The sequence below is a fragment of the Xenorhabdus sp. PR6a genome, from assembly GCF_028599065.1.
Classification (GTDB): domain Bacteria; phylum Pseudomonadota; class Gammaproteobacteria; order Enterobacterales; family Enterobacteriaceae; genus Xenorhabdus; species Xenorhabdus doucetiae.
Map to the genome: position 1 here is coordinate 22,886 of NZ_JAQRFJ010000035.1, position 14,978 is coordinate 37,863.

17 protein-coding genes and 1 pseudogene are annotated in these 14,978 nt (G+C 48.0%); 11 read left to right on the forward strand and 7 right to left on the reverse strand.

Translation table 11 applies throughout. The features are described 5' to 3' along the window. Positions 1 to 14: 14 nt before the first annotated feature. The 10 genes and pseudogenes from PSI15_RS10925 to PSI15_RS10970 all read left to right on the forward strand — a co-directional run bounded on the left by PSI15_RS10925 (position 15) and on the right by PSI15_RS10970 (position 7,965). A complete protein-coding gene (locus tag PSI15_RS10925; protein WP_273583558.1) occupies positions 15 to 596 on the forward strand; it encodes a hypothetical protein in 582 nt (193 codons plus the stop codon). A gap of 110 nt (positions 597 to 706) precedes the next feature. After that, complete coding sequence (locus PSI15_RS10930; protein ID WP_273583559.1) at positions 707 to 958, forward strand: hypothetical protein; 252 nt, start codon at positions 707 to 709, stop codon at positions 956 to 958. Then, complete coding sequence (locus PSI15_RS10935; protein ID WP_273583560.1) at positions 955 to 3,135, forward strand: DotA/TraY family protein; 2,181 nt, start codon at positions 955 to 957, stop codon at positions 3,133 to 3,135. Before PSI15_RS10930 ends, PSI15_RS10935 begins: the two co-directional genes overlap by 4 nt. A 384-nt stretch (positions 3,136 to 3,519) precedes the next feature. Continuing rightward, positions 3,520 to 3,723: a hypothetical protein gene (locus PSI15_RS10940; protein ID WP_273583561.1), complete on the forward strand. Its 204-nt coding sequence runs from the start codon at positions 3,520 to 3,522 to the stop codon at positions 3,721 to 3,723. A gap of 321 nt (positions 3,724 to 4,044) precedes the next feature. Then, a pseudogene (locus PSI15_RS10945) lies at positions 4,045 to 4,170 on the forward strand (helix-turn-helix domain-containing protein); the annotation flags it as partial. Between the two features lie 123 nt (positions 4,171 to 4,293). Beyond that, a complete protein-coding gene (locus PSI15_RS10950; RefSeq protein WP_273583562.1) occupies positions 4,294 to 4,536 on the forward strand; it encodes a RepB family protein in 243 nt (80 codons plus the stop codon). Positions 4,537 to 4,819: 283 nt separating this feature from the next. Next, positions 4,820 to 5,707, forward strand: a complete 888-nt coding sequence (gene repA / locus PSI15_RS10955; RefSeq protein WP_273583563.1) for a plasmid replication initiator RepA — start codon at positions 4,820 to 4,822, stop codon at positions 5,705 to 5,707. Positions 5,708 to 6,589: 882 nt separating this feature from the next. Beyond that, complete coding sequence (locus PSI15_RS10960; RefSeq protein WP_273583564.1) at positions 6,590 to 7,252, forward strand: ParA family protein; 663 nt, start codon at positions 6,590 to 6,592, stop codon at positions 7,250 to 7,252. Positions 7,253 to 7,296: 44 nt separating this feature from the next. Beyond that, positions 7,297 to 7,605, forward strand: coding sequence for a hypothetical protein (locus PSI15_RS10965; protein ID WP_273583565.1), 309 nt, complete (start codon positions 7,297 to 7,299; stop codon positions 7,603 to 7,605). Between the two features lie 129 nt (positions 7,606 to 7,734). After that, the gene (locus PSI15_RS10970; protein ID WP_273583566.1) at positions 7,735 to 7,965 is read left to right on the forward strand and encodes a hypothetical protein; all 231 of its coding nucleotides are present in this window, start codon (positions 7,735 to 7,737) and stop codon (positions 7,963 to 7,965) included. 64 nt (positions 7,966 to 8,029) lie between these two features. Here the strand turns inward: PSI15_RS10970 and PSI15_RS10975 are convergent, their stop codons facing one another. The 7 genes from PSI15_RS10975 to PSI15_RS11005 form a co-directional block, all read right to left on the reverse strand. Beyond that, positions 8,030 to 8,311 (reverse strand): hypothetical protein, encoded by a 282-nt coding sequence (locus tag PSI15_RS10975; protein ID WP_273583567.1) that lies wholly within the window; start codon positions 8,309 to 8,311, stop codon positions 8,030 to 8,032. A 233-nt stretch (positions 8,312 to 8,544) separates the two neighbouring features. Then, complete coding sequence (locus PSI15_RS10980) at positions 8,545 to 8,904, reverse strand: hypothetical protein (RefSeq protein WP_273583568.1); 360 nt, start codon at positions 8,902 to 8,904, stop codon at positions 8,545 to 8,547. A 77-nt stretch (positions 8,905 to 8,981) separates the two neighbouring features. Further along, positions 8,982 to 9,875 (reverse strand): hypothetical protein, encoded by an 894-nt coding sequence (locus PSI15_RS10985; protein WP_273583569.1) that lies wholly within the window; start codon positions 9,873 to 9,875, stop codon positions 8,982 to 8,984. A 3-nt stretch (positions 9,876 to 9,878) separates the two neighbouring features. Continuing rightward, positions 9,879 to 11,930, reverse strand: a complete 2,052-nt coding sequence (locus PSI15_RS10990) for a conjugal transfer protein TrbC (protein WP_273583570.1) — start codon at positions 11,928 to 11,930, stop codon at positions 9,879 to 9,881. A gap of 27 nt (positions 11,931 to 11,957) precedes the next feature. Further along, positions 11,958 to 12,869, reverse strand: coding sequence for a thioredoxin fold domain-containing protein (locus PSI15_RS10995; protein ID WP_273583571.1), 912 nt, complete (start codon positions 12,867 to 12,869; stop codon positions 11,958 to 11,960). An 11-nt stretch (positions 12,870 to 12,880) separates the two neighbouring features. Then, positions 12,881 to 14,182 carry a secretion/conjugation apparatus DotM-related subunit gene (locus PSI15_RS11000; protein WP_273583572.1) on the reverse strand — a complete coding sequence of 434 codons (1,302 nt, stop codon included), beginning with the start codon at positions 14,180 to 14,182 and terminating at the stop codon, positions 12,881 to 12,883. Position 14,183: 1 nt separating this feature from the next. Further along, entirely contained in the window at positions 14,184 to 14,582 is a 399-nt protein-coding gene (locus tag PSI15_RS11005; protein WP_273583573.1) for a lytic transglycosylase domain-containing protein, read from the reverse strand. Positions 14,583 to 14,683: 101 nt separating this feature from the next. Between PSI15_RS11005 and PSI15_RS11010 the strand changes: the two genes are divergently transcribed. Then, a complete protein-coding gene (locus PSI15_RS11010; protein WP_273583574.1) occupies positions 14,684 to 14,878 on the forward strand; it encodes an ANR family transcriptional regulator in 195 nt (64 codons plus the stop codon). The last annotated feature ends 100 nt before the right edge of the window (positions 14,879 to 14,978 follow it).

Sequence of the window (14,978 nt, forward strand, 5' to 3'; positions counted from 1 at the left end):
ACGAGGAAGTGACGATGAATAAAAACGCAGAGCCGGGAAAAAAGCGCCGTGTCGCGGGCGTCATTTCCTTTATTACCGGCTGGTCACAGGTAAAAAACTACACAAAAACGGTACGCAATACGCTAGGCGCGCGCACGCAGACGCTGAAACAAACGCTTGACGACTTGCGGATGGCTAAGGAAGCGGCCAACAAGAAACTGGATAAAATCGGCAATACACCTTTTGCCGATTTTCGTGCCACCGAACACCAAATCGAGCAGGCACGCGAGACGTTCCTCCGCCAGAAGCGCCTTGCGCTTGCCGGGGTGACGGTATGCGGCAGTGGTGCCATTTTTGCGTTGATACTGACCATCATGGCGCTGTTTACGGGCGAACCGTACTGGATCATTCGTGCAACATCGCTGGTTGTGATATTTGCGTCATTTTTGCTGGTTTGCTTCATGTCCGCTCTGCATATCGAATTCAGTGGCTGGAAACTGGTTAACCGCATCAATACCCATGCAGAGGGGGCAACGTTTGCGGCGTTCCGCGCCGAAAACGGACTGAACAAAACGCTGCGCTTCGGCCAGTGTGGTTTTAAGCGAGGTGAAAAATGATTAGCTTTATAAGAACGCCTGCGCAAATCAGAAAAACCCTTTTACTACAGAAACGCTTTGCACTTGTGGGGGCGACCATTTTTATCTTTTGTTTCGTCCCTAGTCTTTTGATGACGTTAATGGCTCTGATTGTTGGCGAAAGAGAGTGGATAGTGCAGTGGTTGGCTCTGGTTGTGCTGAGCGTACCGTTTCTATTATTCAACAGCATGTTTGCTCTACACGTCGAATTCAAAGGCTGGAAACTGGTCAACGGCATCAGTACCCGCGCCGATGGGGCGACGTTTGCAGCATTCCGCGCCGACAACGGCCTGAAAAAGACGCTGCGCTTTCGTCAGTGTGGCTTTAAGCGAGGTGAAAAATGATGAACTTCATTGTGCGACGTACATTATTACTGTTGCTGACACTCGCGCCGGGACTGGTTTTTGGTGCCGACAGTGTGACGCCGCAGACGCTGTGGGAACGGTCAAAAGAAACGACTGACCTTTCACGCCGGGCGCTCACCCTGATGCTGGGGGATGTGGTGAATCACCCGCTACAGTCCGCCTCGGACGGCGGTTTTCTGGGTCCGGTATTCTTCGTTCTTAATATGACGCTGCTGTGCGTAATGAGCGTCTATCTGGGGTATTCCTTCTTCCGCAAAATCGGACAAGGCGCGACGACCGGCGCGGTGTTACAGGGCAACGCAAACAGTGGGAACAGCATAGTTAAAACGCTGTTCGGCTTATTCATGCTGGTGCCGACTAAATCAGGTTGGGCGCTCTCGCAACTGATATTCCTGTGGATGGCCTCGCTGGGGATTGGCGGCGCGAATCTTATCACCGACAAAATCGCTGACCAGATAGGGAAAGGCGAAGCCCTGTACAGCCAGCCCGCCATTCCTGCCGTGGCGAGCACAGCTAAATCGTTGGTAGAAATGCGGCTGTGTATGCTCGGTATCAATCACGGACTGGCGCAGATGAAAGCAGCCGGAGAAGCCTACGAAAGCCGCGCTGAAATGCACATGGTCACGCCTAAAGACGGTACGGTGGCGATGAAAATCTCCAACGGCACGGCAAGCTGTGGTGAAGTCAGTTACCGTTCGATTGAACTAAAAAGCGGCTTCATGGCGTCCATGCTGCCGGGGAGCGCAGCTTATTTGCAGGCGGTGGACAAAGCGCAGCAACAGGCCACTATTGAACTGGCTAATAATGCGGCTAAGACAGCCGATCACTTTTACGAAGCCTACAACGCGAAGTTAAGTTCCGGGGAAGGTACGCTGCCTGATATTGCTCAGGATATACAGACAGCAGCCGAGCGCTACCAGAAAACTATCGGGCAGGCGCTCAGGGCTAAACCCTCTGGCGGTGAGGCGACTGATGCTGTGGCGAAAAGTATCAAAGAGCAGGGTTGGATGGGGCTGGGAACCTACTACCGCACTCTGTCCACAGCTAACAGCAATCTGGCGGCCGTGGCAAACAATGTGGCTACCGTAACCCCGTCGAACGGTATAGGAGACGTGGGTTCCACGGACTACTACAAGGGATTATATCAGGCTTATCAGGCGCGCTTGCAAAATACCGAATATGTGGCACCGCTCGGTGCACGAGAGGGCAGCAGCGTTGCGGAAATGGATGTTGCCAAATCACAGACGCCGGAAGGGGGGCTTTCCTTGCTGAGTAAAATGTTCGATTTGCAGAATGTTTTTAGCTGGCAAGCAGGTAGCGGAGACGGTGAAACCGATATTCAGAATCCGATAATCCGAGTGAAGGAAATTGGTGACAGGGCGATGATTGTCGGTGAAACCGGCTTTGCAATTTACGTCGCTGCTAAAGGAGCCGCTGCGGCATCGGAAAGTTTTAGTTTGGTAGGGTTAGCGGCTAAAGCTGGCGATTTCTTTACTCAAGGGACAGTATCAGCGATGAAAGCGGCTGTAGAAGCAGTGGCTCCGCTGATTTTAACTCTGTTCATATTAATAATGGTTCTGGGATCAATGATGGGAGTGTTTTTTCCGCTGATACCAGTCATTAACTGGATAATGGCTCTGGTGGAGTGGTTCGTGGTGGTGCTTACCGGCATAGCTGCGTCAACACTGTGGGCGGTGGCGCACGTCAATGTGGCCGATAAAACGGGAGATCGTTCTACCACAGGTTACATTTTTATCATTGACGTATTACTGCGTCCCCTGCTGATGGTTTGTGGTTTTGTGTTTGCGATGCTGGTATTAACAGCAACCGGTACGCTATTTGATGTGTTGTTTATTCCTGCTTTCCGCGATGTGCAGGGTGACTCAGTGACCGGATTGCTCACGCTGCTGGCGTTGCTGGTTGTGTATGCCCGCGTGATGGGCGGTATCATTATGTGGATATTCATGCTGCCAATCCGCTTGCCAAATTGGGTAATAAGCTGGATTGGCGACCGGGGCTATGATTCGATTCTAGGTGATGCTGTGAATCATGTAGGACGCACTTTCGTGGCTGGGTTGGGGCTGAGAGGAAATGGTGGTAAGCCGAGCCAATCAGCGAAGGATGATCAGAAACCGACCGATAAAGGTTTTAAGTGAGGTGCCTTTATGAAGAATCCATTAATCATTCGGCAATGTAAGTTTTCTCTATGGAGTAAATATTCCAAATCTTTGGCGGCTCAGGCATATAGAGAAATTATAAACGATGGTTTTTTCCAAGCAGATTACCTCTTCGGGACAGGAAAAGAAGTCTACGCCTTTGATCTAATTAATGGAGTGTTTCTTTACTGTCAGGCAGAACCAAATAGGTACTCAGGGAGGCTCGTAACTCTGGTCGAGTACGAGTTTTATAGTGGGTTCCGTGTTGCTACAGATGGTAATCACTCGTTTGTATTAGAATGGTTTTTCCACCTAGCAAGCCTCCCATTATTAAGGGCTAAAAGAGATAGGTTTTACTACAAACCTACGGAAGAGTTTGTAACTATGCTGAATGCTCGTAATCAGGGAGTTATCAACGCCACCCGCAAGCCAGGGTATACCCAATGGCGCGAGAAGATGAAACGTAAAGGCTGGCTGATTGACCGCGAGGTTGACAATCAGATCATGGCGCAACGGCGCGGTGAGCAGGTGCTGGAAATCGTTCCTCTGGAAGAACTGGAAGGAACGAGCGATATGCAATGTCGGTGAAATTCCGCTTCCTCGCTCACTGACTCGCTGCGCTCGGTCGTTCGGCTGCGGCGAGCGGTGACGGTTTAATGGCAAGAGCAATTAATTAAGTAGGCGATTCATTTGCAGAAACGCCTACTTAATTTTGTTGTTTTTAAGGTGGTTTTCTGGTGTCGGCACAAGATTTTGGTTTCTGATGTTCTGCTTTGGTGGTCTTAGAAACGCGAGGTCAGGGCTAGATAATAACACGGATGTATGCAAAAAAAACCAGTCGATTCATTTTGTCGTCATGATAGTGTCTTGAGCCTTGTAAGATGAAACTCCCAAAGGGGGTTTATTTACATGGTGCCAAAAAGACTTAAAGAGGCTCGGATAGCCGCAGGTTTATCCCAGGAAAAACTATCGGAACTGCTTGGTGTTGAAGGAGTTAACACTCGCTCTCGCCTGTCAAGTTATGAGGTAGGTAGAGCAACTAAATGCGTATATGGGAAAGGTAATCAATTGAACGTTATCCACCTAAAAGTAAAGGTAAATTTTAGGGAGTGTGCTACAATGTTGAGTCTGGTCAATGCTATTGAGGCGGGTTGAACAATGTCTGACCAACAAGAAAAAAAGCGAAAAAGAGAGTACCGGAAAGGTAGTCCATTAACAAATACAGAGTACAGCAAACGCTACGAAGCATCTCAGCCATCATCTCATGTTTTCGTTAGGGCGCTTGTGCCACGAACAGTTGTAGAAGATTTTAAAAAGCGATGTGCTGAGAAAGGTGTTCCCATGAAGGACGCGATCAGTCATGCGATGATTGATTATCTGGAAGATGACAGTAAATGGTAATACCATGAATTCTTGACGTATCAATATTCGAGTGCTAGATTCAACCACATTACTGGTACTGCGCAGCCGGAAGTGCGCTAAAGGAAGGGTGGATTCGTTAGGATGAAGCCCAAAAAGAAAAACCCCGTAATCTGTCTCGACTTGGAGGAAGAACACAGAATAACGGGGCTACACAAAGTTACTACATAGAATTATTGCTCTATGTGGTGGAGTATAGTGACATGTACAACGTTTTGCAAGTCTCTAAAAGTGCTCTTTCTGCGCAATATACGCGCAGAATATTGTGACTGATTTTAACATTCTTACCCCAGATAATTCTCCCCGCAAAGGATGGCGTAACTGTTACGTTACGAACCCCAATCCTGTCTATTCTGCACCTAAAGAATGCGCCAATCCGCCGCGTATCATCACAGCTTTACGTAAAGCGGCTGAAACATCTAACCCGGCCAGACACCCTATCTGGCGTACAGCAGATCGCTTCCATGCCATCACCCATCAGCGATTGCCGAAAGAACGTGCGATGAATAAGCACCGTGCGCGTGCGGTAAACGCGATTTGTGTGTGTTTTGCAGATCGTCTCAATATTGTTACCGGCAAAGTGTATATGACGCTGGCGCAAATCTCCGACAGTTGCGGTCTGACCACCTACAATAAGGATAGAACGCCCTGCTACAGTCGTGCCAGCCGTGCCATTAACGAGCACCTAGAAGCCATTGGTGCAATCCATTGCGACCGGGTATGGGACGAGACAACCGGCTCATGGATTCCGAACCTGATATGGGTATCTGAACTGTTTTTTACCCTGATAGGTTACGAGTACGGGAAATATGAAGCAGCACAACAGCAGCAACTGGCATGGGAAAACAAAGGGCTGAAAGAACAAGGCGAACAGGCTATTTCACTGACCGAAGCCCGCAGACGGGCAAAGGTCAGGCATATCCAGACGGCATTTGAAATACGAGCCAAAAAACGCGCGTTCAAAACGCAGCTACGTCAGGCCAGAAAACTTGCCGTGATGGAAAAGCAGCAGGCACAGGCCAAAATCCTTAATGACCTCGTTAAACTCTACACGCAGGAAGAACTGACCGCGATGGGACATGTTGAACTTAAAAGACAGGTCGAGCATCGCTATGCGGCCATGAGAAAGCTCGCCACTGCGCCTCCGCATTGATCCCTCAGTGAACCCACCCTTATCCGGCCATACGCAGCCGGAGGATTTGCCGCGTCTGTGCGAAACTGGCGCTTAAAAAACATACGATCAACCCACTACCCCGCCCCCTGAACATGATTGTGTCCCTGTAAACCGGATGCATCGGTAATTTATCCCCACTTAAATGCAAACGCAGAGTGATATAAAGATGCAATCATCAGGAATAGACGCAAATTCACTGTTTTACTTCTTTTAATTCCTTTAACAGAAAAAGAATAAGTAACGAGAAACAAACCTGTTGATAATGCCTTCGCTTGCAGCGGCATCCGCCGCGCCGCTCAGAAAAAAACCAGCCCAGAGACACCCAACGAAACTGCGCACACCTCACCCACCTGAAAAGCCGCGCCGCCCCCGGCCTTTGGCCGGGGAACAGTGCCGCTTTTAGATGGATGTTGTAACTATAATGTCGCACCGCTGTCAGTAGTGTTGCTTTGCGCTATGAGTACACGCTCCTAAGCGCCCGTAAACGGTCGCTAAGGCGGAGATACGCCACGGCTGCGGCTTTGCCTTGCCGTGACCACTCCGACCGCGTACAACCGCTCTCACATCGCTGTTAGTTCGTTATGGCTTAGCAGGAAGGGGGGATTGTCACGGCTAAAGCCGTAACGCTTTTTTCGTCCTCGCTTCGCTGCGGGGCTTCCGGCGCTTTGCGCCTCCCATGCCCTGACGGGCATAAAAAGAGAGCAATCAGGCGCTGTAATTAGTTAACTCATTGTAATTAGACGGAAATAAAGAAAATTGCAAATAATGTGTAATATTACACACCATAACATTGACAGTTATTTAGATAGTGGATATGCTTTATATAAGATGTGTAATATTACACACCATTATGGAGGGGATATGGGAAAAATTATTGCTGTCGGTAGTCATAAAGGTGGAGTAGGTAAATCGTCTTTGCTCCTGTCTATCCTTACTTTCCTTATGATGCGAGGTAAGAAATGTTGCATTCTGGAATGTGATGATCAGCGCACTATCTTCGACTGGTTAAGTGACCGGAAAGATAATGCAGACTTAACTCCAGTTGAGTACCACGAATGCTATACAGACATTCCTGAAAGAGCACGGAAGTTAGCTGCAAAACATGATTTCGTACTGATGGACACTCCGGGAAGAAAATCAGCAGAGTTTCGCAAAGCGCTGGCTGTAGCCGACATCCTTTTAACGTTTGTAGAACCCGGTGCTCAGGTTGAAATAAACACACTTGCTCGTATGGTTAATGATGTAAAAACGGCTCAGTCTGGGCTAAATACTAATTTACAGGCATGGATTGTTCTGAATAAATGCACTACCGATCCGCGCGATACAGAAGCTACAGATTTACGAAAAATGCTTAATGATGATCCTGATTGGCTGCCTGTCCCTCGCCAGCGCATTTATTACAGAAAAGCGCACAAACATGCGTATAACTGCGGAATGGGAATTCATGAGTACAACGATAAACAGGGGAATAAAGCGCGAGGGGAACTGGAGTTACTACTCAAAGAAACAGGGATACTGTGCTAGAATGATGTGTATTATTACACACTAAATAACAGGCGTAACTGACTATGGCTAAATTACCCCAGAAGATAGCAACTAACGAACGTGCCAGTGAAACAACATTGCGTGAATTTGTTAGTACAGCAGCACATAAGCCCCAGTCCGGGGCAGTTGTCACGCGAGTTAATTTGTCATTAACAAACGATGATTTAGAACGTTCGGATGGTTTACAGCAAAAACTGACACTGAGCCGGGTAGAAATTTTTCGGGCTGGATTAGTAGCACTAGACCGCATTTCTAATGAAGAACGGTTAAATATAGCCGAAGAAATTCGCAGTAACAGCCCCAAAGCAGGCAGACCACCAGTTAAAAAATGATGTGTAATATTACATATCATTTTGTTGTTGGTTAGTTGTAATCATCTAAAATGTAGATGGGGTTCTATGCCGGAACCCCAGATTTTTCCGGTGTATAGGCCATATTTGTCTAAGACTTGTGAGGTCATCATGAGCAAATTTGATAAAGAACCGATCAAGGGGCTAGATTGTGAGGAAATCGCCCTGCTTATTGATGCGCTGACAGCGCTACGCACCGAACGCGGGAAAGCCTGGAATACAGCCTGTGATATAGCTCAGGTGGCGAACAAACGTCCTCCATCGCTGAAAAAGTATGGTATTGATGAAATTGCACGGCTGGCTCGTCGGTTGGGTGCCAGAAAAACACACTGGCTGGATTGAACCAGTCTGTGCACATTTCCTCCAAAAGTCTCACCTTTATAGCCTATCTTGTTGATTATGCTAATTATGGTGTCGGATTCCCGTCATAATCGCCGGATACCTGTATTTCAGCATCCCCCCATTGCTCATGTTCTGGCTTGTCGGGGTCAAGATACTTACGGCATTTGGCATGAAGCCAGATATTCATAGGCCGCAGATTGACAACTTCCACCTCATCAAATTCAAAATCGGTATTATCAATCAGCCAGTCCTGAATAATTTCCTGAAGATCATTATCGTCAAGCTCGATTTTGCGCTCAACAAATCCCTCATCTTTATAGTATTTGACAGGAAAAACCGTCCGCATTTTCAGTTATCCTCTTTCCGTTTGTGTAAGCCGGAACCGCCGAAATTTTCGGATTCTGGAATACAGCCTCGTCCGGGCTATCCATAGTAGCTTACTTTTTCGCTTTCGACTGTACTGGTTCGGCTTTTCCGCCCAGTAAAGCCGCAAGTTGGGGTTGCAAGCGGCAAGCGCAAAATCTTGGATGTCATTAGGCTAGTAAAATAAATAATGTGTAATATTACACATTATTTATTTTACTGTTTCCGTAGAAGATAGTCATATGAGCCTTGAGCATATTCTCCGTTCACAGGCTCAGAGGTGTCCCACTTGTTTAGTATAGTTTCTGCGACTTCTGGAGTTACATCAGCGACCAAAATAACCAGTTGGATAGCGGCTTTTCTAAGCGAATTTTTTATGCGTTGAGTATCAGAATTATTTCGATCCGCCCTGTGTAGATACAAGGCGTGTCTATCCTGAAAAGCCATGTCTATAACATCAGCCCTCATGATGCGGTCAAAGCAATGATCATCATCAAGAGGGCAGGCAGGCCAGAATAAAGTTTTTACTGCAAACCGTTTAATGATAACAACACTATTTCTGTTAAGCATTTTCATCGTGTGGGATTAACTAAATAATCTTTCAAAAACTCACCTATACAATCATAGTTATTTGTATCAGGTTATTGTGTGTCTTAATCATTTCTGCTGTTATATATGTATTTCTCTTTGGCTTGCTGGTACAACAAAGAAAGCGTTTCATGTTCCTGCTTAACCCAATCGACTATTACTCCTACGTCCTTTTCAATTGCGTCTGCATAACCTACTTTGACAAGCAGGCTGAAATCTTTCAGACTAACCGTTAAGGTATATTCGTCACAACGAAAGGCAATGCAAGGTTCTAAATCAAGATTTGGACATAGTGCAAAAACACTCCCGTCTATAAGAGAACTTTTTGTTATTGTTTTTAGTTCGTGCAGCTTATTTTCCGAGATGCAGAAAAAACCACTGTCTTCCATTATTTTTCTTCCATGCCTTTCGAATGAGTAAGGAACATATTTATATTCTGATTCTTTGAAATCTATTGATATAAACTGCTCTTTTGGTATGACGCCATTAAACACATACCATGTTTTCTCTTTCGTTTTATCGCTTTTCATCCATCGCAGAAGTTGTCTGTCATTAAGCTTGTTTGTATCGACTAAACCTTCGACTCCCAACATTTTTATGTAGTCTTTTGGCTGGTTGAGTTTTCTCATTAATTTAATATATGATTCGAACTCAGGTTGATTTTTTAGCCAGTCATCGTTGATTGTTATTCTTATGGCCTGTTTATTTAGCGTGCCTCTTATTTTATCAGATGTCAGGGAGTCCCGACTGGCCTGTCGCATGAATTCTTTATTGTGCTCAGTAAGTTCTTCTGTACCGTTAACTAATCCATGACCATAAGGTAAGGGCGATGTTGTTAACCATGTATAGCCATATAAAAATTGTCCATCCACAAGGCGTACATACCCTTTATTTAATCCCTGTGAGCTTAAAATGGCATGTAGTAGCTCGACGCTCGTAAAGTGATATAATGTACTCATAAATCATCCTATTAATGAAGTAAATTCTTCTTCCGGCTCTTGCGCATAGCATGGAGCGTCTATCACTTCCATCTGTGCGAAAAACTCGGCAGCATATTCAAAGAGGCAAATCCCCATTTCTTCCGGCGGCACGTATTTCCGCATGGTATGGATTTTTTCCAGCCCTTCCCACAACGTAGATATACCAGAAATGCGCGAATCAAAGGGCAGGGGTTTTCGCTCAATCAGAGCGGGGTAGATTTCCATCACTGTTTTAGTCGTCGGCGGTAGCACTTCGACAAACCGGTTGATTCTGACTGACAGGGTTTTCGATATTTTTTCATCGTCCGGGATGTAGAATGCACGGCTGCGCACAAGACGGTCTTCCAGTGACATCACCCCTTCGCCCTCTGCCATGCCACGCAGTTCGCGCATCGTAATGCGATCTTTATCTTTCACATGGTAGGTGTCAGAGACCTGACCGGCGCTGGAGAACATGCCACTTTTGTCCTGAATCTGGCTAACTTCTGCAACTGCGCCTTGCCCCATCACATCGCGGAATACCTCAAAGGTTTTGCCAGGATCTTCAATTGACAGACAGTATTTAAGCCGGGTATTACCCAGCACAGAGGCAGTTTCACTTTTGGCGCTGCGCTCAAGACCGGGGATGTCCTGCGTACTGATTTCGCCACTGTATTTCAGTGAACGCATTTGTGCCATGAGCGTGTCCAGCCCCGGCGCAAAATACTGGCCGAGTTCGTCAGCCTGCACCAGAAACGGAAAGCGGGCTTTTTTGGCCTCTGCCAGTAACACGTCTTCGGCCATGCCCTCGATGTCGCTGCCTAAATCGCGCGAGACGTTCATACGCAGCATATTGATAAACAGGTTGCCGAGCGTTGTTGTTTCGCTGCGAGATAGCTCAGTGGAAGGGATCATGACGCACAGCAGGCGCTGGTTATGCAAAATATCCTGCATCACAATATCGCCGCTGTCTTCCGGGAAAACGTGACCGTAGGTTTCGGTAAAAAGTGCCAGCGTTTTCAGGAATTGCATGGAGCGAAATCCGTGCTGCTTGAAAGCGTCAGCATCCCATTTTTCAGGCTGTTCACGCAACGCAAGCTGGAAGCCGGGCAGGTTAGCCAGATAGGATTCCAGCGACATATAGCCCTCTTTATGCCAGTTATTTTTCAACGCTTCGTTGTACAGGGCAACCAGATTTGGCAACGGCAGGTATTCTTTAAGGCTTTGCTGAGAGAGCAGCAATTCACCGCGAGCACGCTTGTGGCACAGTGCGTTAATCAGCCCTTCAATCAGGCTCTTGGCGGACTCCTGCCACATAGCCCCTTCGGAGCCTGCCTGTGGCAGCATGGACTCGACAAGCTGGATGATGAAAGTCGGTGATGCGGTGCCGAACAGATTGACGGTGTTGGAGCGCGTTTTACGGTGTGTGTTATCAATGATCTGTTGGTGTTTGTCTTCGCTACCGGTCAGCAGGTTAACAAAGTAGACGTCTTCTTCACGACCCCAGCGCCGCGCCAGACACCAGTAAATGAATGGCAGGCGCACGTCAGCCTTACCGTCCATGTAAATATCGCCGCTGGAATGCAGCACCGCATGGACATACCACGACAGCAACACTTCGGTTTTACCTGAGCCGGTGGTGCCGACCAGAGCGGCATGACGCAGCAAATCGGCCATCGTCAGCCATATTTCTTGTGCGTTTGGTTTTCCGCGTTCATGTCCCATAAACATTACGCCGTCAGCGGGCGAGACGCGATAGGTTTTGTTTGTCCACCGGAGTCCCATGAGGCGCTTTTCTTCGGCTGTTTCGCGTGTCAGCGATTCGTCAATCATCTCTGCATCGAAAGGCAGACGAAGTGGAGGCGGATCGCGTCGCGTCGAGTATGCAGCCAGCCAGAACACCAGAATAGCGCTCAGCAGCAGCAGAAAAGCCGGATATATCAGCGCCAACAGTGCAGATAGCACACAGTACGAAACCAGCCAACGCGGTGTAATAAACCAGTCAGCTATCGGATCGTGATTTGAGGCAACAACGATTTCATCTTCGTAGGCCATAGGTCAAATACCACTCGTTACCCTGCGTTAATTGTTGAAATAGCCAGCCAGTTGCTCAGGATTTTTAACCACATCCAGCGATATTTCTTTGCCGTCTTCCGTCATGACGGACGGTGTGCCAGTGAAGCCAAGCAGACCAAACGCCTGATTGTTGGCGTTAACCCGTTCTGCTATTTCCTGCGATTGCGGCGCGTCGTTTGCTGCTGATACCTCTCCCATCATGACTTTTTTCCAGCGCTGTATGCGCTCGTTTTTATCAGCCGTCAGGACAAACTGGTTAATTATTCCTGATTTCGTTATTTGGGCGTCGTCGCCGACCAAAGATACCGGGAATACCTCAATGTTGTAATCAGCCGTCAGACGCTCCAGAGTAGGCTCAAAAGCGCGGCAATGAGGGCAGAGTGGATCAGAAAATACATACAACGTATGTGGTTTCCCTTGCGACAGTGATACGGTGAATTTGCCGCTTTTTGCCGCCTGCGCCAGTGCCTGTATCAGTTGAGGGGCAGGGGGCTGAGGTTGCGAAGCTGGCTGGGTAAATTGTTGCGTTGGTACGGTTGGGGGCTGATTCAGCGTCAGTGCAGGGGAACTTGCAGCGGTATGCAGATTCATCATTGCCCCATTGAGCGACACAATTAATGCCACTGCCGCAAGCGGCCAGAATATGAGACGGAACAGGCAAGTGCCCTTATCTGTCCAGATGTGACGGCGTAACGCGCCATTAATGCGGCGCAGCGACCGGATAGCATCATACTCGTTTTCAAAATGCAGCAGTACCGTATGCCCGATAGCGCTGTCTGCTACAAGGGAATACATCCCATTGTCGTCCCGGCTGAGTGTAAACACCACACCGGACAACGGCAGCAATACCGTTTTACTGACTGTCGCCTTGCCGCCGAAACGCAGCAAAAGGGTGGATTTGGTGATGGAAATTTTCAATTCAATACCCCCTAGAATTCGTCGAATGGTGCTGGCTCAGCGGAAGCCGGCGGATTTGCCTGTGTTGGCTGCGCTTTCGGTTCTGTGTTGTTTATGTCAGCCATTACCTCCGGGGAGTTAACAGGCTCAGGTTGTAATATCAGATGTCGTGCCAGTGCATCATGCAGAAGAACCTGCCCTTTAGGGCGTTCGAAAACAGGGCGTTGTGTTTCTCCAGTGGCGGCGAGTTCACGCTCAAGGCCGTTAGCTGCTGCCCGCACGGTAGCGGCCAGAGCCTGATATGCCGGGGTTTTGTGTGCCTCAGTTTTAAGCCATGTTTCGGTCTGGCTGAATGCAATGATGCCTGCACCTTCGACGAACTTTTTACCTCGTCCGACGCTGGATAGCGCCATCCAGAGCGGCCTGTCCAGTCCTTTCAGCCAGCGAAATTGTGCAGGCGGTAGCGACAAATCAGCATCAAGCAGGGCGTACAGGCAGGTGCGGGTGCTTCGATAGCCCTTAACCCACACCTGAAAGGAAGGGCGTTCATTGTCTTCCTGAGCGCCGGTCAGCACCGCTTTCACTTCATCCATCACCGGTGCAAATACCGGAAAGCCGTCTTTCGACTCAAGACAGGACAGATTGAGTTTATCGAAAAGCTGTTGAGCAAACGGACGGTCATTGTGAACCCTAACCCGGTAGAAAGCGGCGGCCAGCGCAGCCTCATAAGGTTTGAAGTGAAGGTTGCCATTTTTGAAACTGTCAAAATTAATCTGCTGGCGAAAAATTTTTTGTGCCCGGCGTTTACGGAACAATCGGGAACGGGTGACTAACTGGTGTTTTTCTGCAAATTCCTGTGGTGAGAGTGGTGCGGCGGATTCTTCGTCGGTGTGGTTTAGTAGTTGATCGGGAAAGGCATGATAGCGCGAGAGAATGTGAGCCACACCGGGCGAACGCTTCACCAGAATTGCCGCCAGTTGGGACAAGGTGAACTGGCGGTTAAACCGGTAGCGCTTAGACCGCAAGACGATTCGGACAGTCCATGCGGAAAGCAGGAGGTAGATCAGCACCAAAGGATAGGCCGTGGCATTAAGCAGGGTGCAGAAATTAGAAAAACTCATCGTTTCGGCATAGCGCCCGGCACTGGCAAGCATGGCAAGCGTAGTATCCCGGAACCCGGAAGACGGCAGGATGAAGTCGTAAAAGTGGAACATGAGATAACTGTAGCTAAAGACAATATTGCCAGAACCACCGAACCAGAGCAGAACATGCAGGACAATTAGCGCGATGATAATCAGCCCGACCAGATATTCCGTTGGCATCCCTTTTTGCATATCAGAACCCCAAAGATTTTTTATAGACCCGTTGAATATACCCGTTTTTAAGGTGTGGGGTGGCGGAGTGGTAGCGACCTATACCTTCCCAGAAATCACCACCTGCGCGGATGATATTAAACTTGACAATGTAGGCTGCGGAGTACGCGGAGGTGCAGAAATCGTGGGTTAACTGGTATTCGGTTATGCCAAAATCGCGGTAAAGGCGATTCGCCCAGACAGTATTAATCTGGAATGCGCCAAAATCATAGGTGCCGTTTTTGTTCTTGTTTTTCATGCCGGGCATCCCACCCTCGGTCAGCCAGAGACTGACCAGCCCTCGCAAGGGAATTTGATAGCGGGCTGCGGCTTGCTGCATACAAGCCGGAACTTCGATTGCTGGCGGGGTATCTGCCGTCATTATAGTGCGTCCTTTTGTTACCCGATAACTTATTGCATATAACAGCAATTTATGATAACAAAAATATCAGTGTTTGTACAAAATATCAACGGGGTTTTGACATGGATAAATATCATCAGTTAGCGCGAATTGCAGTAAAAGCAGAGTGTGATGAATACTATCTTACTGCGTTGAAATTCTGGCAAAAAGCCATAAAAACAAAAGGAGGTATTTCACACAGGGAATGGGTGAATAAAAGGATTGAAATGTGTAAAAATAAAAGCGAAAGAAAACGGATAAGTGATTACCATTTTTAAGCGAAATGAACTTTCCCCCGTTGTTGTGGATAACGCAGACTGTTTGCAGGGGATAACCTTCGGCAAGCAGCGAAGTAGCTACAAAAGCCATGTGTGGTTA